Source organism: Synechococcus sp. FACHB-909, assembly GCF_014698945.1.
GTDB lineage: Bacteria > Cyanobacteriota > Cyanobacteriia > PCC-6307 > Cyanobiaceae > Cyanobium.
On the sequence record NZ_JACJTY010000002.1, the window covers coordinates 435,682 to 455,039 of the forward strand.

Genomic DNA, 19,358 nt, shown 5'->3' on the forward strand with positions numbered 1-19,358 from the left:
CGGCGCCCAGTCTGGATGGCCGAATGCGCAAATCCCCTGGTTCGTGACGATTGCCCCATACCATGGGTGGACCCTGAAGGGTGTGATGCTGAGGGTGGCGCCGGATCAAGGTTCCTCTCCGCTGGCTTACGCCTCGGCCGTAACTCCTGGTGCAGAGGGGATCCAGGAGGTGCAAGCCACCGCCGCCCCCGAGCGCGACTACGGCGTCCCCCTGCCGGCCTGGCTGCGCCAGAGCCTTCAGCAGTTCCCGCCCGCCGGCGAGGAGGCGCGCCCCGTCGACCCGGAGGCCCTGGTGGCCACGGCCTTCGACTTCGCCTACCAGCTCCACGACGGCCAGTTCCGGGCCAGTGGCGAGCCCTACATCGTCCATCCGATCGCCGTCGCCGGCCTGCTGCGCGACATCGGCGCCAGTGCGGCGGTGATCGCCGCCGGCTTCCTCCACGACGTGGTGGAGGACACCCAGGTCACCCCCGAGGAGATCGAGGCCCGCTTCGGCGAGGAGGTGCGCGCCCTGGTGGAGGGGGTCACCAAGCTGGGCGGCATCCATTTCACCAACCGCACCGAGGCCCAGGCGGAGAACCTGCGCCGCATGTTCCTGGCCATGGCCAGCGACATCCGGGTGGTGCTGGTCAAGCTGGCCGACCGGCTGCACAACATGCGCACCCTCGGCGCCCTCAAGCCCGAGAAGCAGCAGCGCATCGCCCGGGAGACCCGCGACATCTACGCCCCCCTGGCCAACCGCCTGGGCATCGGCCGCTTCAAGTGGGAGCTGGAGGACCTGGCCTTCAAGGTGCTGGAGCCCGAGTCCTACCGCGATGTGCAGCAGCAGGTCGCCACCAAGCGGAGTGAACGGGAGGAGCGGCTGGGGACCACGGTGCAGCTGCTGCGCGACCGGCTGGTGGCGGCGGGTCTGCAGGAGTGCGAGGTGAGCGGCCGGCCCAAGCACCTCTACGGCATCTGGAGCAAGATGCAGCGCCAGCAGAAGGCCTTCCACGAGATCTACGACGTGGCGGCGCTGCGGATCCTCTGCCCGAGCGTCGAGAGCTGCTACCGGGCCTTGGCGGTGGTGCACGACATCTTCCGGCCGATCCCCGGTCGCTTCAAGGACTACATCGGCCTGCCCAAACCCAACGGCTACCAGTCCCTGCACACCGCCGTGATCGGCCGGCACCGGCCCATCGAGGTCCAGATCCGCACCACCGACATGCACCAGGTGGCGGAGTACGGCATCGCCGCCCACTGGAAGTACAAGGAGGGGGGCTCGCCGGCCGCCGGCGACACGGAGCGCTTCAACTGGCTGCGGCAGCTGGTCGACTGGCAGAAGGATGACGGCGGCGAGGACAGCAGCGACTTCCTGGCCTCGATCAAGGAGGACCTCTTCGACGAGGAGGTGTTCGTGTTCACCCCCAAGGGGGATGTGGTGGGGCTGCGCAAGGGCTCCACCGCCGTGGACTTCGCCTTCCGCATCCACTCGGAGGTGGGCAACCACTGCCAGGGCGTGCGCATCAACGACCGCCTCTGTCCCCTGGCCACGCCGTTGCAGAACGGTGACTTCGTGCAGGTGATCACCGCCAAGAACGCCCACCCGAGCCTCGACTGGCTCAACTTCGTGGCCACCCCCACGGCCCGCAACCGCATCCGGGGCTGGTACAAACGCAGCCACCGCGACGACAACATCCAGCGCGGCACGGAGATGCTGGAACGGGAGCTGGGCCGTGACGGCTTCGACGCCCTGCTCAACGGGGAGGCGATCGCACGGGTGGCGAAGCGTTGCAACCTGGTGGGCACCGAGGACCTGCTGGCGGCCCTGGGGTTCGGTGGTGTCACCCTGCAGCAGGTGCTCAACCGCCTGCGGGAGGAGGTGCGCCTCAGCACCGCCGCCGCCGCCCCCACCCCCACCAACGAGGAGGTGGCCGCCGGGGTGGCCGCGGCCCAGCCGCGCCACGCCCCCCACGGGCACCCGTCGAACAGCCCGATCCTGGGCCTCGAAGGACTCGAGTACCGCCTGGGCGGCTGCTGCAGCCCCCTGCCCGGGGAGGGGATCGTCGGCACCGTGGCCCTGGGCAACCACGGCATCACCATCCACCGCCAGGACTGCGCCAACGTGCCCCAGGTGCCGGTGGAGCGGCGCCTGCCGGTGCGCTGGAACCCGCTCGGCGAGGCCCAGCAGCGTCGCTACCCGGTGCGGCTGCGCATCGAGGTGTTGGATCGGGTGGGGGTGCTCAAGGACATCCTGATGCGCCTCTCCGACCACCGCATCAACGTCAGCGATGCCCGGGTGCGCACCAGCGCCGGCAAGCCCGCCCGCATCGACCTGCGGGTCGAGCTGCTCAGCGCCGCCCAGCTGCGCACCACCATGGACCAGATCCGCTCGATGGCCGACGTGCTCGACCTCTGCCGCACCGGCATCGGCTGAACCACCGCGAGCCCTGCCGCCCCTAGGCGGCGGCCCGGCGGGCACCCAGCAGAACCTGCTTCATGCTGCCGTTGGCCTGGAGGGACAGCACCAGCAGATAGGCCGCCAGAAACAGAATCCCGCCCACCGCGGCCAGCAGGCCAAGGCCCAGTCCCTTGGCGGAGAAGTCATCTCTCCAGGCCACCCAGAGGCCCGTGAGCAGCAGCATGCCGAGGAAATCCAGATCGAACTGCCCGGGCCAGCCCATCGCCCGAACGTCCGCGATGAAGACACGCACCAGGTCGATGCCGTGGTGCGGCACCACCACCGCTGTGTAGCCGGCCACGGCCAGCCACAGCAGCACGAGAGCGGCACGAAAGGCGGTCATGGTGGCAGGGTCCAGCGGAGCAATCCTCCAGTCTGGAGCGATCCGCCGAATTTCTCGGCTCTCCCGATGACATGTCGGGGTGACGGGGCCATGCGGCCTGGCCGTCACTTCATGATCAGCACGTCCACCCCCGGGGTCCGGCTGCGCACCAGGACGCCCACGTCGTGGTCGCCGCGGTGGAACTGCAGGTTGATCTCCTCGTCCCCCAGGCGCAGCCCGTTGAAGTCGAGGACGTTCAGCCCCATCGGCAGGGTGGGGTTGCGCAGACGCACTTGCACACGGCCGCTGCCCTGGTCGCGCTCGATCGACATCCCGGTGATCGCCTCCAGCAGGCCGAACACGCTGGCGCTGGCCCAGGCCTGGGGGCTGCAGGCCACCGGGTAGGAGGTGGGCCCCTCCTCTTCCCGGCGCTGGAAGCCGCAGAACAGCTCCGGCAGGCGGTACATCGGCAGGGCACAGGCGGTCTCGAACATCCCCGTGAGGATCTGCAGCGCTTCGGAGCGATGGCCGTAACGGGCCAGGCCCATGGCGATCAGGGCGTTGTCATGGGGCCAGACGGAGCCGTTGTGGTAGCTCATCGGATTGTAGCGACGCTCCCGTTCATCGAGGGTGCGGATGCCCCAGCCGTTGAAGCTGGAGGGGGCCATCAGGCGCCGGGCGATCGCCGCCGCCGCCTGGGGACTGGCGATGCCGGTCAGGAGGCAATGGCCGGCATTCGAGGCGCGCACCTGGCAGGGCTCACCTGAACCATCCAGGGCCAGGGCATAGGAATCGATCGACGGCGTCCAGAAGGCCTGATGGAACCGTCGCTTCAGCGCGGCGGCCTCCTCCAGGAGCCCATGGGCCTCGCTGGTCCGGTCCAGGCGCTCCAGGATCGAGGCGTACGCCCGACGCGCCCCGTAGACATAGGCCTGCACTTCACAGAGGGCGATCGAGCCTTCCGCCAGACGGCCATCGGCGTGGTGGATGGCGTCGTCGGAATCCTTCCACCCCTGGTTGCGCAGTCCCCCCTGGGAAGCCCGCCTGTAGTGGACGAACCCATCCGCACTGGAGGCCTCGGCCCGGCGGATCCAGGCCATCGCCGCCTCCAGCTCCGGCAGCAGCCCGGCGATGAAATCGCGATCATCACTGCGGCGCAGATAGTCGCCCGCCAGCATCAGAAACAGGGGCGTGGAGTCGACGGCACCGTAATAACTGGCGAACGGCACTTCTCCGAGGGCCGCCATCTCGCCGAGCCGCGCTTCGTGCAGGATCTTGCCGGGCTCCTCGTCGTGCGCCGGATCCTCCACGAGGGCCTGGTTGCTGGCCAGATAGCCCAGCACCCCCCGTGCCAGGCGGGGCTCCACCATCAGCATCTGGCGCGCCGTGATCAGGCCGTCCCGGCCGAACGGACAGCTGAACCAGGGAATCCCGGCGTACGGGTAGAGCCCATCCTCCACCCGGCTGGCCAGCAGGTGCACATCCGAGAAGGAACGCATCAGCCAGCTGTTGAAGGCCGGGCTATCGGTGATCACGGAGGCCGCGCTGCGGCGGGCGTCGCGGAACCACTCGATCGTGGCGGTCATGGCGGCGCTGTAGTGCTGCTCCGCGCCCAGGGGCTGATCCGTGGGCTGGAAATCCAGCACCAGGTAGAGCCGGCGGGTCTGGCGCGGCTCCAGGGTGAGCACCAGAGCGACGTGATCCCCATCGACGTCCTGGACCGGATCGCTGAGCCGCAGGACCGTGAGTCGATCCTCCCCGTCCAGGCCCCTGTACGTGAGCGCGAGCGTGCCAGGCCCGCCCTGGACAATGCGGCCGCGCTGCAGGCGCTTGTAGCCCCTCACCTCGAAGATGTCCCGGAAGTCGGCATCCAGCCGCACGCTCAGCGGGATCTGGATGGGCTTCTCCTCATAGCTGGTGAAGCAGAACTGCTGCAGGAACGCCGTCGCCGTCAGGACCGTGCTGCGCTCCAGATGCAGGGTCATGGCGGCGGAGCCACCGGCCCCGTCCTCGTTGTTGCTGAGATGGCTGACCAGCACGCCCACCGCCCCACGCTCGGTGGCGCCCAGCACCACTGGCGGCCGGTTCCAGAGCAGAACCTGCAGCCGGCTCACATGGCGGGTGCCGCGGAAATAGATGCCGGTGTCGTGCTGCAGTTCCGGGCAGATCTCGCCGCGGGAATCCAGGATCGCGAAGGTTTCCTCGTTCTTGAGAACGTAAGGAGGCAGCGGATCAGGCATGCACCGGGATCCGGTGGACGTTGTTGTGGCAGCGACTGGCCTGGATCAGGTGCCGGTAGAGCTGCTCATAGTCCTCGGCCTGACGACTGACCGAGAAACAGACTTCGAAGTGGCTGCGGACCCGGGCGCGGTCCAGCTGCTCCAGCCGGCCGATCGCGGCAATGGCCTCCTCGATCGAATCCACCAGGAAGCCGTTGATCCCATCGAGAATCACCTCGGGGGTCGAGCCGTTGCGCCAGGCGATCACGGGCGTGCCGCAGGCGTTGGCCTCGATCATCACCAGGCCGAAGGGCTCCGGCCAGTCGATCGGGAACAGCAGGGCCAGGGCATCCGCCAGCAACTCCTGCTTGCCGTCATCGTTGACCTCGCCGATGAATTCCACCAGCGGATTGTTGAGCATCAGTGGTTCGATCTGCTCATGGAAGTAGGTACGATCCACAGGGTCGATCTTGGCCGCCACCTTCAGTGGCAGCCCCACCGCCGTGGCGATCGCGATGGCGCGATCGAGCCGTTTCTCCGGTGAGATGCGACCGACGAAGGCCAGGTAGGGGGAAGGGGAATCCTGGTAGCGATAGAGGTCGGTGGGCAGCCCGTGGTAGACGGTTCCCAGCCAGTTGGCCTGGGGTACGGGCAGGCGCTGGAACTCCGAGATGGAGACCAGCGGCATCTGATGGAAATGGCTGTACAGCTTCGTCTGCTCGGGGGCATGCAGGGGGCCGTGCACCGTGCTCAGGTGGGGCACCCCGAGCAGTGACGCCAGGGGGAAATGGCCATGGCCGTTGTGAAAGTGGAGGATGTCGAAGTCATCGTGCCTCTTCACCACATGATCAAGCTGAATGGCCTCATGAACGCTGGGATCACCGCCGTTTCCGCTCTGCCGCAGGGACTGCGGGACACAGGGGAACAGCTCCGCACTGGTGAGGGAGTCGCCGCTGGCAAACAGCACCACCTCATGGCCGCGGCGGACCAGTTCCTCGGTGAGGTAATGAACGACCCGCTCCGTTCCCCCATAGCCGATCGGCGGAACTCTCTCATGGAGCGTTGAAATCTGCGCGATTCTCATCATCACCCCTTCCTGCGTCAGGACTTTCACTCCCTTTAACCTTATGCAGGAATCCCCTGACGGATGCTGACAGTGCAGATCTGCTGCAGTCCGGCCGGTTGCTTTGCTCAGATCAAGGGAATGCGCTGCAGCGAGAGGCTGGAGAGCAGCACGACGGCTGCCCACAGATCGGAGGCCATGGCGATCGTTTCCTTCCCGTTGCGCTCGGCGCGGAACGTGTGTTGGACGCCCGCCAAGGCATAGAACACACCGCCGGCCAGGGCCGCGGCGGAGCTCCACGATGGCTGGATCAGGCTGGCCAGGCCAATCAGTCCGATCGACAGATTGGCAAAGCCGAGTTCCCTGACAAGCACCAGAGAATCCTCTGATTTGAGAGAAAGAATCACCTCGGCCGTATAGCGGGGCTGCAGAATCTGGCGCAGGCCCGCCATCCCCAGGCGAACGCCCACGGACCAGAACACGAACCACTTGCCGAGCAGGGCCGGCGTGAAGGCGGCCTGGCCCGCCAGCACCTCCACGCTGATGCCGGCCACCGGCAGAACGAGCATGAGGGCGAAGACGATGACGAAGTACATGCCGGCGGCCCCTGGGGCGGCTCCTGACGGTACCCAGATCCGGCCTACTCGGCGCGCTTCTGCTCGAGGACCCTGCCGGTCGCGGCATCGATGGTGATCTCCATCCGTCCGCCCGGACCGGCGACCTTGGCATCCCACACCCTGCGGCCGTTCTCCGTATCCAGATCGATCGCGATCACCCGGCCCCCGGGGACGGCGGCCGCGGCGGTCTGGATCGCCTGCTGGACGGTGACCGCCGGTCCGGGTCCCATGGCTTCACGGGGGATCGACTCCCGTTCCTGCCGGAGGACCGCCCCTGTGGTGGCGTTGAGGTAGATCTCGCTGCCGGTGTTGTCGGGCCTGCGGACCAGCACCTCCCACACCGCCCGGCCGCCTTCGAGGCCGGGATCGATGTCGACGACGGTGCCTCCGGGGACCCGCTGCAGGGCAATGGCGGCCGCCCGGGCGGCGGTGATTCCGGCGCTGTTGCCGGTGGCGCTGGCCAGCGCCTGAGGGGCGCCCAACCCCACGCCCACGGCAAGGGCGAGGGTGGGGATGGAGAGGCTGATCCGACGAGCCATCGCACCGGTCCGCAAGGCAGTCATCCGCGAGGCCATCAACGTAACGCTGCCGTCCGCGCCCCGCTCCCTAGGGTCGGCCACCGGCCCCGCCACCGCGCCACCCCCGCGCCAGTCACCGATGTCCGCCCGGCCCAACCCCCTGCTGGGGCTGCCCTTCGTGGGCGCCCTTGAGGATCTCGGGCCGGAGTACTGGGATGTGGTGGAGGCGGCGGCGTTTCCGCTCACGCGCCTGCGGTTCCGCAACGACCCCGTGCTCCACCTGCTGGGTCTCGACCCAGCCCGTGTCAGCGACGACGACATCGAGGCGGCCTACGGGCGATTCGAGGGCCGCATGCCCCTGCTGGCCCTCCGCTACCACGGCCATCAGTTCGGCACCTACAACCCCCTGCTGGGGGACGGCCGCGGCTTCCTCTACGGCCAGCTGCGCGATCGCCACGGCCAGCTGCAGGACCTGGGCACCAAGGGGTCCGGCACCACCCCCTGGAGCCGGGGCGGTGACGGCCGCCTCACCCTCAAGGGCGGGGTGCGGGAGGTGATCGCCGCCGAGGCCCTGCACCGCCTCGGCGTCACCACCAGCCGCACCCTGTCGCTGATCGAGACCGGTGAAGACCTCTGGCGCAGCGATGAGCCCTCCCCCACCCGCAGTGCGGTGATGGTGCGCCTGGCCCGCACCCACCTGCGCTTCGGTACCTGCGAACGACTGCTCTTCCGTCGTCAGCCGGCCCAGCTGGAGCGGCTGCTGCGCCACGTGGTTGCCGTCCACTACCCGCACCTGGCGGCGATCCACAGCGACGGCGAGCAGCTGCTGGTGGGTTTCTACGCCGAGCTGGTGCAGCGGCTGGCGCGGCTGGCGGCCGAATGGATGGCGGCGGGCTTCATCCATGGGGTGCTCAACACCGACAACATGTCGCTGGCCGGCGAGAGCTTCGACTACGGCCCCTTCGCCTTCCTCCAGACCTGGGATCCGGGCTTCACCGCCGCCTACTTCGACCACGACGGCCTCTACGCCTACGGCCGCCAGCCGCTCGTCTGCCAGCACAACCTGCGGCTGCTGCAGGAGCCCCTGGCGATGCTGCTGCCCCGGGCTCCCCTGGAGGCGGCGCTGGAGCCGTTCGGCGAGGTCTACGACGCCCACTACCGCCGCTGCCTGCTCCGCCGCCTCGGATTCGACGCCGCCCTCCTCCCTGCCGGGGGGCTGGCTGATCTCCCCGATCCGGTGCCCCCCACCCTGCGGCTGCTGGCCGGTTGGCCCGTGGCCTACGGCGCGTTCTTCGCAGGCCTGGCCCAACGCATCCGGACCGGCGGGCTGCCGGCTACGGCCGAGGACCTGGAGCCTTTCGTGGCGGAGGCTCCGGCGCCACCAAGGGCCGAATGGCTCGCCTGGCGGGACAGCTGGTGGCACTGGAGCCAGGCCGTGGCCGCCCCGGAGGGCACCACCGCCGAGGCCGCCATCAGCGCCTGCCTGCAGCGCTGGAACCTGCCGGAGACGCCGGTGCGGCCGGTGATCGAACGGATCTGGGCGGCGATCGATGAACAGGACGACTGGAGTCCCCTGCAGCAATGGCTGGCGCGGACGGTGTGATCGGTGCGGGTCCGCCGACGGTGGAGACGGCCCGTGTCAGGGGCTACAGCCGACCCAGGCGGCGTCTTCTACAACACCTCGAAGCTCAGGCTTTCTCCATCGCAGCGATGCCATGACTTCCGAACAGGCCGCCCAGCTCATCGACAACACGCTCGATCTGGTGCATCAGCGCCTGCTGGATCTGGAGTCGCAATCCCTCGACCATGAGCACAGGGCCCTGGCGGCGGAATTCCGTGAGTGGCGTCAACCTTCCGGCGGCCACATCGACCTGATGGTGTTTCCCGGACTGGCCGAATCCTGAGGCTTCAGCCTCCATCAGGGAGCGGCTTTTCCCAGAATTGGGCCCGGCCCATGGCGGGGTCCAGCTGATAGGGATGGAACCCGGCGCTCCTGTAGGCGCCCTGGGCCGCCCCGTTCCCCTCCAGCACCTCCAGGGTGAGCTTGCAGCAGCCGAGCCGCCGGGCGATCAGCTCCGCCCGCTGCAGCAGTCGCCGCCCCACCCCCTGGCGGCGGAAGTTGCTGGCCACCACCAGATCGTGCACGTTCAGCAGGGGCCGGCAGGCGAAGGTGGAGAAGCCTTCCAGGCAGATGGCCAGCCCGGCCGGCTCCTCCCCCGCGAAGGCCAGGATCCCGTGGGCCGAAGGCCGGCGGGCCAGGGCGTCGACCAGATTCGCCCGGGTGAAGGCGGACAGGCCCTGGCCACCGCCCATGGGGTCGCGGGCATAGGCCTCCATCAGGCTCAGAACTGCAGCGGCGTGGGCCGGGTTGGCGAAGTCGGCCTCGAGAATATCGATCACCGGAGACACCCTGCTCAGGAGGCCCGCTGGCGGCGCTCCAGCCACCGCAGGCAGAGGAAACCGCTGAGCGTGGCCGCCACGACCCCCACCACCGCCGAGCCCAGCAGCAGGCGGGAGGTGAAGTCCCAGCCCAGCTGGCGCAGGGTCTCGTGATGCAGGGTCAGGCGTCCCGGCCAGCCCTTGCCCGGGCCCAGCAGCAGGCTGCCCAGCTGGTAGTTGAACCAGATCAGGGGGATGTCGGTGATCGGATTGCTGATCCAGGTCCCGGCGGCGGCCAGCAGGTGGTTGCCCCGCACCAGGCTGGCCAGGCCCACCCCCAGCAGGGTCTGGAAGCCGAAGATCGGGAAGCAGCCCATGAACACCCCGGCCGCCAGCCCCCGGGCCCGCTGGCCGTGGCTGCCCTCCTGGCGCCAGACCCATTCGATGGCCTGGCGGAAGCGACGTTTCAGGGTTCGCAGGGCCAGAAGTGGAGGTCCGGGCGCGGAGGGTGGGGCATCCGGCCAGCCGCGGAGGGCCGTGGCGAACGCCGCAAAAACGTTAAGGGAGGGAATCCCCCGCTGCCCGGCGGCCAGCCCGGGCGTGGCTGTGGCTGTGGCGGGACGTCCCGCCTAGCGTCCCTGAGTGATTGGATGGGCCGTGCGGCACGCCTCGCTCCTGCTGCCGCTCCGGGGCCTGGCGGGGTTGGTCACCCTGGTGGTGCCACTGCCGGCGGCCATCGCGGCCGAGGCGCTCCCCGCCAGCTGCCAGATCCTGGAGCCCTCCGGTTCGCCGCAGATCTCGCCGGCGGCGATCGATTTTCTGGAGCAGTGCCTGGGCCGTTTCGCCCCGATCAGCAGTCCTGAATCGGAGCGGCAGCTCATCATCGCGGCAGCGCAGAAGGAGGCCGTCTGTGTGTCGCACCGGTCACCGATCGCGATCCTCACCGGCGGGCCCCCGGGGGCGGGGAAATCCACCGGGCTCCGCACCCATGCGCCGGTGGCCCTGGCACCGGGCACGCTGCGCATCGATGCCGATGCCTTGCGGGCCCAGCTGCCGGCGTACCGCGGCTGGAATGCGGATCTCACCCAGGCCGAGAGCGGTGTGCTGGTGGATCGCCTGCTGGCCGGCATCGGCCGGCCCTGCCGTTTCGACCTTCTTTACGATGGAACCATGAGCCGGGTCGATCGCTACCGACGCCTGATTCCCGAGCTCAGGGCGATGGGTTACCGGGTCTTCCTGCTGCATGTGAGCGTGCCCGAATCCCTCAGCCGCAGGAGGGTGCTGGAGCGCTATCAGGCCATGGGCCGCTACGTCTCCCGGGCGGCGATTGGACGCTATTTCGCCACTGGCCCTGCCACCTTCGAGGTGCTGTCCGGCTGGGCGGACGGCTATCTGCGGGTCGATGGCCTCACGGGCCGCGTGCTGCAGCAGGGGGGTGAGCCCGTCCCCACCGGGCCCCAGCCCTTCCCGCCCGGCGCCGCCTCGCCGCGATGACGGCGCTCGTCCTGATCGCCTACAGCGTCGTTTCGGGCCTGCGCAGCACGGTGCTCAAGGGGCTGCAGTTGCAGGGGGCGGCCCATGCCATCGCCGGTGAGAATCCGATCAGCTTCTGCAATGTCTTTTTTATCTCGCAGCTGATGATCGGCCTGGCCTTGCTGATCGCCGAGCCCGTGGATGTGGGACGGGAGATCGATGGCCTCCGTCCCAGGGTCCGTCTCGCCATCGCCGCCGATGCCTTCCTCGGCTGCTTTCTGGCCCCGCTCGCCTTCTACATGGCCCTCGACCAGCTGGCGGTGATCACCCAGACCCTGCTGTTTTCCCTCACCCTGCCGGCCTCGGCCCTGCTGGCGCTGTGGTGGCTGAAGGAACGGCTGCCGGAGCGCTTTGCCCTCAGCCTGGCCCTGATCCTGGTGGGCCTGGTGGTCGGCAGGGTCTTCGGCTCCGGCCTCGGCATGGGGATGGATCAGCTGCCAGGACTGCTGTGGGCGCTGCTGGCGGTGATCGCCACGGCCACGCGTAACTGCCTGCGCCGCCAACTGGTGGCCCAGCACCTGTCCCGCGGCCTCATCGGCGGTGTCACCAACCTGGTGGGCGCCCTGGTGTTCGGACTGATCGCCCTGCTGGTCTATGGCCCCCAGCACTTCTTCCATCTCCAGCTCTGGTGGGTGATCGGCGTGATCGTCATCTACGGCCTCACCCTCAGCCTGGGGACGGAGATCCTGCGCCAGCTGAGCACCGCCCGCTTCAGCGTCACCCAGGTGGCCTTCGCCGGCAGCGCCAGTGTGGTGGTCACGGTGCTCACGGCCGCGGCCTTCCTGCACGAACCGCTCACGCCCGGCGTTCTCGCCAGCCTCGGGCTGATCCTGCTGGGTGTCCTCCAGCGCCACCTGAGCGGCCCCAGCCCCTCCCCGTCTTGATTCCCCCCTCCCCCCCGCTCTTGGGCGACACCATCGCCGCCATCGCCACCGCCGTGGCCGCCGGGGCCGGCAGCGTGGCGATCGTGCGCCTCTCGGGGCCGCAGGCCGAGGCGATCGGCCGGCGCCTGTTCGAGGCCCCGGGCGCCCAGGCCTGGGAGAGCCACCGGGTGCTCTACGGCCATGTGGTGGATCCGGCCGATGGCCGGCGGGTGGATGAGGCCCTGCTGCTGCTGATGCGGGCCCCCCGGAGCTTCACCCGTGAGGACGTGGTGGAGTTTCACTGCCACGGGGGTCTGATCGCCGTGCGGCGGGTGCTGGAGCTGGTGCTGGCGGCCGGCGCCCGCCTGGCCGGCCCGGGGGAGTTCAGCCAGCGGGCCTTCCTCAATGGCCGCCTCGACCTCACCCGCGCCGAGGCGATCGCCGAGATGGTCGCCGCCCGCAGCCGCCGGGCGGCCGACCTGGCCATGGCCGGCATCGACGGCGGTCTGCAGCGCCGCATCGGCGGCCTGCGGGAGCGCCTGCTGGATCAGCTCGCCGAGCTGGAGGCCAGGGTCGACTTCGAGGAGGACCTGCCCCCCCTCGATGGCCGGGCGGTGCAGGCCGAACTGGAGGCGGTACGGGGCGAGCTGGAGGGGCTGGTGGCCGAGTCCCGCCAGGGGGAACTGCTGCGCGAGGGCCTGCGGGTGGCCATCGTCGGCCGGCCCAACGTGGGCAAGTCGAGCCTGCTCAACCTGCTCAGCCGCCGCGAGCGGGCCATCGTCACCGACCTGCCCGGCACCACCCGCGACCTGCTGGAAAGCGACCTGGTGCTCGATGGGGTGCCCCTCACCCTGCTCGACACCGCCGGAATCCGGCCCACGGACGACCGGGTGGAGCTGCTGGGCATCGAACGCAGCCGCCAGGCCCTGGCCGGCGCCGATGCGGTGCTGCTGCTCTTCGACCTGCTAGCCGGCTGGACCGCCGCCGACCAGGAACTGCGGGCGCTGGTGCCCGAGGGGGTGCCCCTGCTGCTGGTTGGCAACAAGCTCGATGCCCTGCCGGCTGGGGCGGCCGCCGCCGCCGTCCCGTCCGTGCCGCCCGAGGCGCCCCTGGTTCGCATCAGCGCCCTCACCGGCGCGGGCCGCGACGGCCTGGTGGCGGCCCTGCTGGGCCTCTGCGGCGCCGCCGAGATCCAGGGGCTGCAGGTGGCCCTCAACGGCCGGCAGCGGGAGCTGGCGGCGGCGGCGGCCACCAGCCTGGAGCGGTCGCTCGAGACCGCCGCGCTGGGTCTGCCCTGGGACTTCTGGACCATCGACCTGCGCGGCGCCATCGCCGGCCTCGGGGCGATCACCGGCGAGGAGGTGAGCGAGGCGGTGCTGGAGCGGATCTTCGCCCGCTTCTGCATCGGCAAGTAGCCCCCCCGACGGTCCGCCGGCCGCCATCACGAAACGCTCACCCCTGTTGACCGCTTAACCTCCAGCCCCAATGCTTTGGGAAGCGATTCCCAGCGGCGAATGCAAACGGTCGACTGGCTCTGGATCCTGCACCCCGCCCTGGCGGTGGTGCTCATCTATCCCCTGATCGGCATGGTGGTGCGGCTGGGCGTCCAGGCCCGGGAGCGCCGGGTTGAGAAGGCCAAGCTGCCCCCCACCACCGGCCGCGACCACGCCGACCTGGGCCAGTGGCTCTCGGCGGGCGTGGTCCTGCTGGTGCTCGTGGCCCTGACCGTGGTGATCGTCACCAAGCAGCCGGCGGAGGGCTTCACGGGCGGCCCCGGCCGTGCCCTGCAGCTGTTGCTGGTGCTGGTGGGCACGGTGGTGTCCCTGCTCGCCCTCTGGCGGGTGAAGGCCAAGGGCTACCGGCTCGTCTTCGCCCTGCTCACCTGGGCCGGGGTGCTCGGCCTCGGCGCCCAGCCGGAGGTGTGGCGCCTCAGCGACAACCCGCTGAGCCCCGCGTTCTGGCAGTCCCACTACTGGGCCGGGGTGGCCGTGGTGGGCCTGATGATCTTCTCGATGGCCGCCCGCCCGGAGATCCTCAAGGAGCTGCGCTGGCGCCGGATCCACCTGAGCGCCTCCATCCTGGCGGCGGTGCTGTTCGTGGCGCAGGGGATCACCGGCAGCCGCGATCTGCTGGAGATCCCCCTGGCCTGGCAGAAACCCACCATCTATGCCTGTGATCCGGTGAAGCGGGTCTGCCCGCCCTTCGCCCCACCCCCGGTGCCCGCCCCCCCCGTCGGCGCCGCCGGCAGCTGAGGCGGCCTGTGATCTCACCCGGTGGGGCCCAGGCCCCGGTGCTGTCTTTCTCCCCGGCCCTGGAGGCGCAGCTGCGCCAGTGGCTGGATGAGGACATCGGCCGCGGCGATCTGACGGCTCCAGCCCTGGTCGGCCGCACCGGCCGGGCCCACTGGGTCACCCGGGCCGACGGTGTGTTCTGCGGCGGAGTGCTGGTGGCGCCGCTGCTGGCGATCCTCGATCCCCGGGCCTCGGTGCGGTTGCTGGTGGGCGACGGCGAGCCGGTGCTGGCCGGCCAGCGGCTGCTGGAGCTGGAGGGGCCGGCGGCCGCCCTGGTGGCGGCGGAGCGCACGGCCCTCAACCTGGCCATGCGCCTCTCGGGCATCGCCAGCGCCACCGCCGCCCTGGTGCAGGTGCTGGCGGGCACCGGTGTCCGGCTGGCCGACACCCGCAAGACCACCCCGGGCCTGCGGGTGCTGGAGAAGTACGCGGTGCGCTGCGGCGGCGGCAGCAATCACCGCCTCGGCCTCGACGATGCCGCCATGCTCAAGGAGAACCACCTGGCCTGGTCCGGCGGTGTGGCGGCGGCGATCGCGGCGGTGCGGGCCTCGGCCCCCTGGCCGGCGCGGCTGATCGTGGAGGCCGAGACCGCCGCCGAAGCCGAAGCCGCCGTGCGGGCGGGGGCCGATGCGGTGCTGCTCGACGACTTCAGCCCCGCGGCGCTGGCGGCCCTGGTGCCCCGGCTGCGGGCCCTGGCGCCGGCGGTGGTGCTGGAGGCCTCCGGGGTGCGGCCCGAGCAGCTGGCCGCCTACGCCGCCACCGGCATCGATCTGATCTCCACCAGTGCCCCGGTCACCCGCAGCCCCTGGCTGGATCTGAGCATGCGCTTCGCGGCGACCCTGGCCTGAGCCGTGGCCTGAGCCCGGCCGGCGCCATGGTGAAGAACCGCCTCACTCCCCTGGCCGCCGTGGCTTCGCCGCCGATCGGTTGTCAGAGTGAGCCTCAATGCCCCCCAGCGCCGACCCGCGTGCCGCAGCGACCCTTCCCGCTTCCAAAGCTTCCGCAGCCCACACCCCGACGCAAGGCCGTCCCGAGCGCCGCCGCCTGGGCGCGGCGCTGCGCCGTGGCAGGGCCCTCCCTGGTGCTGGCGCTGGTGGCGGCGCTGGGCAGCCCCACGGCTGCCAGGGCCGAATCGGTGCTCGAGCAGGCGGCGCGCACCGGCGAGATCACCATGGCCGGCCCCACCGACATGGTGCCCTTCGCCTACCGCGATGCCAGCAAAACGCTGGTGGGCTACAGCCTGGATGTGGCCCGGTTGATCGAGGCGGAGGTCTCCACCTATCTCAACCGGCCGGTGAAGATCGTCTACACCGCCAACGCGGATCCGCTGGCGGTGTTCCGTGACGTGAGCCGCGGTGATGTGGACCTGGCCTGTGGGGTTCAGTTCACCTGGGAGCGGGAGATGTTCGTCGACTTCTCCATGCCCTTCGCCCTCTCCGGGATCCGCGTTCTCACCCGGCAGGGTGGGCTCGATGGCTCAGCGGCTTCGATGGCGGCCAAGCGGATCGGCGTGGTGAAGGACTCCCTGGGCAGCGCCACCATCGCGGCCGTGCAGCCGACGGCGGTGCGGGTCCCGTTCGCCGGAATCGAGCCGGCGGTGCGGGCGCTGCTGGCCGGCCAGGTGGATGGCGTGGGGGGTGATTCCCTGCTGCTCGCCGGTGCCCTCCAGAGCCTCGGGGGCAAGGGTTACAGCCTGGTGCCCGCGGAGCCCTTCTCCCGCTTTGCGGTGGGTTGCATTCTTCCGGAGGACAACTCCACCTTCCGCAACCTGGTCAATCTGGCCATCGCCCGGCTGGTGCAGGGCTACCTCGACGATGAGCCGGCGGCCGTGGCCAGCGTCAACCGCTGGCTGGGTCCGAAGGGAGTCCTGGAGCTGCCCCCCGAGGTGATCAAGGCCTATTTCCAGTCCGTTCTGCTCAACTACGAACGGGTCCGGCCCCTGCCTGCAACGACCCCATCGGCGGTCGCCCCCACCTCCCCTGCTCGCTAAGCGGATTCCTCCCATGTCCATCACCTCCCGCGCGGCCCTGCTCGGTTTCTCCCTGGCCCTGGCGGCCCTGACCGCACCCGGCGCCGCTCAGGCGGCCCTGCTGCCCTCCCCGGCCAGCGGAGCCTCCATTGAGCAACGGCTGCAGCGCATCACCGCGGCGTTCCGCGCCCAGGGTGACCTGAGCGGTGCTGACGGCGCCGCCGCCGGCGATCAGCGGCTGGCCTACGGCTTCGCCAACGCCGGCCGGGGCGGATGGGGCAATGTGGCCGGCGGCGGCGGCTTCGTCAATGGTCACCCCTATTACGGCGGCGGCGCCGGCTTCCGCAACGGGGGCGGCGGTTTCGTCAATGCCAGGGGCGGGGGCGGCTTCGTGAATGGGGGCGGCGTGCGCGGTGGGGCCTTCCGGAACTGGTAGGCCCCCTTCAGGGACGGCACCGGAGCCTGCGTTTCAAGCCCGGAAGCTTCCGTGGGCAAGCCAGCGAACCGCCCCTAAGGTGCAGCACGTTGACGAATCGGCGAATGGATTCTCCCGCTGCGGTGGCCCCCGGTTCCCTCCGATCCCGCCGCGCCAGGGCCCTGGCCCTGGGATCGGTGGCCTGTCTCTGTTCCCTGGGGGCCGCCCTCCCGGCCCACGCCGCCGACGCCGTGCTGGAGCAGGCGGCCAAATCCGGTGAGGTGCTGATGGTGGGTCCCGCCGACAGCCCGCCCCTGATCCGGATGGGGTCGAAGGGGGAGCCGGAGGGCTACGCCATCGACCTGGCCCGCCGCATCGATCGCCAGCTCAAGGCGGAACTCGGTGAGTCGGTGCGGATCCGCTTCGCCCCCGTCGACAACACCGGCGTCACGGTGGAGGCCGTCGCCAGTGGCAAGGCAGGCCTCGCCTGTGGGGTGCCCTTCAGCTGGGAGCGGGAGAAACTGGTGGACTTCTCCCTGCCCATCGGTCTCTCCGGCCTGAGGCTGCTCACCCGCAGCGGCGGCCCCGACGGGTCCCCCGCCTCCCTCGCCGGCCAGCCGATCGCGGTGGTGGAGGGGTCGCTCGGGGCCGGCTTCCTCGGTTCCCTCCAGCCCGGTGCCAAGGCGGTCAGCTTCCCCACCCTGCCCCAGGCCGTCACGGCCCTCGAGCAGAAGAAGGTGGCGGGGGTGCTGGGCGATGCCAACGTGCTGGCCGGCCTGCGGCACGAGCGCAAGCTCTCCGGCGTGGCCCTGGTGCCTGAGCAGCCCTACGTGAGCTACGGCGTCGGCTGCATCGTGCCGGAGAACAACTCCCGGCTGCTGAATGTGGTCAACCTGGCCATCGCCAGCCTCTTCCAGGGCTACCTGGAGGGTCGTCCCGATGCCGTGGCCAGCGTCGCCCCCTGGTTCGGCCCCACCGGTGTGCTGGCGCTCCCCGCCGACCGGGTGCGGGCCTTCTTCGAATCGGTGCTGATCACCCGCGAAGGCCTCCTGCTGGCGGCCCCCGCCCCGGCGCCCCGCCCCTGAGCCCCCCCGTTCCGCCCCACTCTTCCGCCTCCCCTTCCTTCCTGGCAGCAACCCGATGACGAACCACCCCCGTTCCGGTCTGTTCGGTTTCCTGCTGTTGCTGGCCGCCCTGGCGCCGGCCGGCGCCGCGGCCAGGGCTGTCATCGACGCACCGTCCTCCCCCCCCCTGGCGGCGGCGCCCGGTTCCATCGACGCCCGGCTGCGGCGCATCTCGGAGGCCATGGGACAGACCGCCGGCCAGCAGGCGGGGGCGGAGGGCCGGGCCAAGGCCCCTGACGGCCGCCTCGCCTACATCTTCGTGAACGGCGGCGGGCCCCGCTTCGGCTGGGGCAACGGCGGCTTCCGCAATGGGGGCTGGGGCAACGGCGGCTTCCGCAACGGTGGCTGGGGCAACGGCGGCTTCCGCAATGGTGGCTGGGGCAACGGCGGCTTCCGCAACGGCGGCTTCCGCAACTTCTGGTGACCGCCACCGGTACCCCGCCACCGGGCAACCCGGAAGGGTTCGGGCCGTTGCAGCTGCTGGTGGTCCAGCCCACGCCCTACTGCAACCTCGACTGCGACTACTGCTATCTGCCCAACCGTGACGACCGGCAGCGGTTGTCGCTGGAGCTGCTGGAGGCGGCCCTGGCGCGGGTGCTGGAGAGCCCCTACGTGGGCGGTGACTTCACCCTGCTCTGGCACGCCGGCGAACCGCTCACCGTGCCGATCGCCTTCTATGACGCCGCCACGGCGTGTGTGCGGCGGGCGCTGGAGGGCTGGCAGGGGGAGCCCCTGACGATCCACCAGTCGGTGCAGACCAACGCCACCCTGATCAACGAGGCCTGGTGCGACTGCTTCGAGCGCAACGGCATCGCCGTGGGCGTGAGCATGGACGGGCCGGCCTTTCTCCACGACGTCCACCGCCGCACCCGCACCGGCCTGGGCACCCATGCCGCCACGCTGCGCGGTATCGAGCACCTGCGCCGCCGCGGCATCCCCTTCCAGGTGATCGCCGTGATCACCGAGGAGTCTCTCGGCCACGCCGATGAGCTCTACGCCTTCTTCGTGGAGAACGGCATCACCGACGTGGCCTTCAACATGGAGGAGACCGAAGGGGAGAACCGCGTCTCCACCCTCAGCCGCCCCCGGGCCGAGGCCGCCTATCGCCGTTTTCTCGAACGGTTCTGGGCGCTGTGGCAGGAGCGGCCCGAGGTGATGCGGGTGCGGGAGTTCGAGGGCATCTGCAGCCTGGCCCAGGCCGATGCCCGGCTGGCCTGCACCGACATGAACAACCCGTTCGCGATCGTCAACGTGGATGCGAGGGGTTCGATCTCCACCTTCGACCCCGAGCTGCTGGCGGTGCACACCGACACCTACGGCGACTTCGTCCTCGGCCACGTCCAGACCGACAGCCTCGTCTCGATCGCGGACAGTGCCAAGTTCCGGCGCATCCTGGCGGACATGCGCGCCGGAACCGACCGCTGCCGGGACGAGTGCGCCTATTTCGGCCTCTGTGGCGGCGGCGCCGGCAGCAACAAGTACTGGGAGCACGGCACCTTCGCCTGCAGCGAAACCCAGGCCTGCCGCTACCGGATCAAGATCACCGCCGATGTGGTGCTGGCCGGCCTGGAGGAGGCCCTGGGGCTGGCGTCCCGATCCCGCTGA

At 70.3% G+C, this 19,358-nt stretch carries 20 protein-coding genes; 13 read left to right on the top strand and 7 right to left on the bottom strand.

The annotated features are described in order from the left end of the window. Positions 1-85: 85 nt before the first annotated feature. Positions 86-2,416 carry a RelA/SpoT family protein gene (locus H6G99_RS05445; protein ID WP_190610399.1) on the top strand — a complete coding sequence of 777 codons (2,331 nt, stop codon included), beginning with the start codon at positions 86-88 and terminating at the stop codon, positions 2,414-2,416. A 22-nt stretch (positions 2,417-2,438) separates the two neighbouring features. Here the strand turns inward: H6G99_RS05445 and H6G99_RS05450 are convergent, their stop codons facing one another. The 5 genes from H6G99_RS05450 to H6G99_RS05470 form a co-directional block, all read right to left on the bottom strand. Next, positions 2,439-2,783 carry a hypothetical protein gene (locus H6G99_RS05450; RefSeq protein ID WP_190610401.1) on the bottom strand — a complete coding sequence of 115 codons (345 nt, stop codon included), beginning with the start codon at positions 2,781-2,783 and terminating at the stop codon, positions 2,439-2,441. Between the two features lie 104 nt (positions 2,784-2,887). Then, positions 2,888-5,002 (bottom strand): amylo-alpha-1,6-glucosidase, encoded by a 2,115-nt coding sequence (locus H6G99_RS05455; protein ID WP_094585762.1) that lies wholly within the window; start codon positions 5,000-5,002, stop codon positions 2,888-2,890. Beyond that, positions 4,995-6,065 carry a glycosyltransferase family 4 protein gene (locus tag H6G99_RS05460; RefSeq protein ID WP_094585808.1) on the bottom strand — a complete coding sequence of 357 codons (1,071 nt, stop codon included), beginning with the start codon at positions 6,063-6,065 and terminating at the stop codon, positions 4,995-4,997. Before H6G99_RS05460 ends, H6G99_RS05455 begins: the two co-directional genes overlap by 8 nt. 107 nt (positions 6,066-6,172) lie before the next feature. Continuing rightward, positions 6,173-6,640, bottom strand: coding sequence for a DUF6790 family protein (locus tag H6G99_RS05465; protein WP_190610402.1), 468 nt, complete (start codon positions 6,638-6,640; stop codon positions 6,173-6,175). Between the two features lie 44 nt (positions 6,641-6,684). Beyond that, a complete protein-coding gene (locus tag H6G99_RS05470; RefSeq protein ID WP_158219541.1) occupies positions 6,685-7,200 on the bottom strand; it encodes a PepSY domain-containing protein in 516 nt (171 codons plus the stop codon). A gap of 118 nt (positions 7,201-7,318) precedes the next feature. Here H6G99_RS05470 and H6G99_RS05475 point away from each other — a divergent pair, with 118 nt between their 5' ends. Then, positions 7,319-8,782 carry a protein adenylyltransferase SelO gene (locus tag H6G99_RS05475; protein WP_094585765.1) on the top strand — a complete coding sequence of 488 codons (1,464 nt, stop codon included), beginning with the start codon at positions 7,319-7,321 and terminating at the stop codon, positions 8,780-8,782. Between the two features lie 112 nt (positions 8,783-8,894). Then, positions 8,895-9,083 (top strand): hypothetical protein, encoded by a 189-nt coding sequence (locus tag H6G99_RS05480; protein WP_094585766.1) that lies wholly within the window; start codon positions 8,895-8,897, stop codon positions 9,081-9,083. Positions 9,084-9,087: 4 nt separating this feature from the next. Here H6G99_RS05480 and H6G99_RS05485 read toward each other — a convergent pair whose 3' ends face one another. Together H6G99_RS05485 and H6G99_RS05490 are read right to left on the bottom strand one after the other, a co-directional pair. After that, entirely contained in the window at positions 9,088-9,579 is a 492-nt protein-coding gene (locus H6G99_RS05485) for a GNAT family N-acetyltransferase (protein WP_190610404.1), read from the bottom strand. A gap of 14 nt (positions 9,580-9,593) precedes the next feature. Next, entirely contained in the window at positions 9,594-10,151 is a 558-nt protein-coding gene (locus H6G99_RS05490) for a DUF2062 domain-containing protein (protein WP_353615221.1), read from the bottom strand. A 64-nt stretch (positions 10,152-10,215) separates the two neighbouring features. Here H6G99_RS05490 and H6G99_RS05495 point away from each other — a divergent pair, with 64 nt between their 5' ends. The 10 genes from H6G99_RS05495 (at position 10,216) to grrM (ending at position 19,358) form a co-directional block, all read left to right on the top strand. After that, a complete protein-coding gene (locus tag H6G99_RS05495; protein ID WP_190610406.1) occupies positions 10,216-11,052 on the top strand; it encodes a zeta toxin family protein in 837 nt (278 codons plus the stop codon). Beyond that, positions 11,049-11,975 carry a DMT family transporter gene (locus H6G99_RS05500; RefSeq protein WP_190610408.1) on the top strand — a complete coding sequence of 309 codons (927 nt, stop codon included), beginning with the start codon at positions 11,049-11,051 and terminating at the stop codon, positions 11,973-11,975. The genes H6G99_RS05495 and H6G99_RS05500 overlap by 4 nt, the downstream gene beginning before the upstream one ends. 20 nt (positions 11,976-11,995) lie before the next feature. Next, complete coding sequence (gene mnmE, locus H6G99_RS05505) at positions 11,996-13,369, top strand: tRNA uridine-5-carboxymethylaminomethyl(34) synthesis GTPase MnmE (protein WP_286190992.1); 1,374 nt, start codon at positions 11,996-11,998, stop codon at positions 13,367-13,369. A 99-nt stretch (positions 13,370-13,468) separates the two neighbouring features. Continuing rightward, a complete protein-coding gene (locus H6G99_RS05510; protein ID WP_094585771.1) occupies positions 13,469-14,206 on the top strand; it encodes a DUF4079 domain-containing protein in 738 nt (245 codons plus the stop codon). 38 nt (positions 14,207-14,244) lie between these two features. Next, a complete protein-coding gene (nadC, locus tag H6G99_RS05515) occupies positions 14,245-15,093 on the top strand; it encodes a carboxylating nicotinate-nucleotide diphosphorylase (RefSeq protein WP_233133952.1) in 849 nt (282 codons plus the stop codon). A gap of 215 nt (positions 15,094-15,308) precedes the next feature. Continuing rightward, entirely contained in the window at positions 15,309-16,235 is a 927-nt protein-coding gene (gene grrP, locus H6G99_RS05520) for an extracellular substrate binding-like orphan protein GrrP (RefSeq protein WP_353617179.1), read from the top strand. Positions 16,236-16,248: 13 nt separating this feature from the next. Continuing rightward, positions 16,249-16,650 (top strand): GrrA/OscA1 family cyclophane-containing rSAM-modified RiPP, encoded by a 402-nt coding sequence (gene grrA / locus H6G99_RS05525; protein WP_094585773.1) that lies wholly within the window; start codon positions 16,249-16,251, stop codon positions 16,648-16,650. 104 nt (positions 16,651-16,754) lie between these two features. After that, on the top strand, positions 16,755-17,714 hold the full coding sequence (grrP, locus tag H6G99_RS05530) for an extracellular substrate binding-like orphan protein GrrP (RefSeq protein WP_094585774.1): 960 nt from the start codon (positions 16,755-16,757) through the stop codon (positions 17,712-17,714). A 55-nt stretch (positions 17,715-17,769) separates the two neighbouring features. Then, a complete protein-coding gene (gene grrA, locus H6G99_RS05535; protein WP_094585775.1) occupies positions 17,770-18,177 on the top strand; it encodes a GrrA/OscA1 family cyclophane-containing rSAM-modified RiPP in 408 nt (135 codons plus the stop codon). After that, positions 18,174-19,358, top strand: a complete 1,185-nt coding sequence (gene grrM / locus H6G99_RS05540) for a cyclophane-forming radical SAM/SPASM peptide maturase GrrM/OscB (RefSeq protein ID WP_190610411.1) — start codon at positions 18,174-18,176, stop codon at positions 19,356-19,358. Before grrA (H6G99_RS05535) ends, grrM begins: the two co-directional genes overlap by 4 nt.

What these genes read in the sequence shown, in the direction of transcription:
- H6G99_RS05445 (WP_190610399.1), top strand. Translation starts at nt 86, where the DNA reads ATGCTGAGGGTGGCGCCGGATCAAGGTTCCTCTCCGCTGGCTTACGCC.
- H6G99_RS05450 (WP_190610401.1), bottom strand. Translation starts at nt 2,783, where the DNA reads ATGACCGCCTTTCGTGCCGCTCTCGTGCTGCTGTGGCTGGCCGTGGCC.
- H6G99_RS05455 (WP_094585762.1), bottom strand. Translation starts at nt 5,002, where the DNA reads ATGCCTGATCCGCTGCCTCCTTACGTTCTCAAGAACGAGGAAACCTTC.
- H6G99_RS05460 (WP_094585808.1), bottom strand. Translation starts at nt 6,065, where the DNA reads ATGAGAATCGCGCAGATTTCAACGCTCCATGAGAGAGTTCCGCCGATC.
- H6G99_RS05465 (WP_190610402.1), bottom strand. Translation starts at nt 6,640, where the DNA reads ATGTACTTCGTCATCGTCTTCGCCCTCATGCTCGTTCTGCCGGTGGCC.
- H6G99_RS05470 (WP_158219541.1), bottom strand. Translation starts at nt 7,200, where the DNA reads ATGGCTCGTCGGATCAGCCTCTCCATCCCCACCCTCGCCCTTGCCGTG.
- H6G99_RS05475 (WP_094585765.1), top strand. Translation starts at nt 7,319, where the DNA reads ATGTCCGCCCGGCCCAACCCCCTGCTGGGGCTGCCCTTCGTGGGCGCC.
- H6G99_RS05480 (WP_094585766.1), top strand. Translation starts at nt 8,895, where the DNA reads ATGACTTCCGAACAGGCCGCCCAGCTCATCGACAACACGCTCGATCTG.
- H6G99_RS05500 (WP_190610408.1), top strand. Translation starts at nt 11,049, where the DNA reads ATGACGGCGCTCGTCCTGATCGCCTACAGCGTCGTTTCGGGCCTGCGC.
- H6G99_RS05510 (WP_094585771.1), top strand. Translation starts at nt 13,469, where the DNA reads ATGCAAACGGTCGACTGGCTCTGGATCCTGCACCCCGCCCTGGCGGTG.
- grrA (WP_094585773.1), top strand. Translation starts at nt 16,249, where the DNA reads ATGTCCATCACCTCCCGCGCGGCCCTGCTCGGTTTCTCCCTGGCCCTG.
- grrP (WP_094585774.1), top strand. Translation starts at nt 16,755, where the DNA reads ATGGATTCTCCCGCTGCGGTGGCCCCCGGTTCCCTCCGATCCCGCCGC.
- grrA (WP_094585775.1), top strand. Translation starts at nt 17,770, where the DNA reads ATGACGAACCACCCCCGTTCCGGTCTGTTCGGTTTCCTGCTGTTGCTG.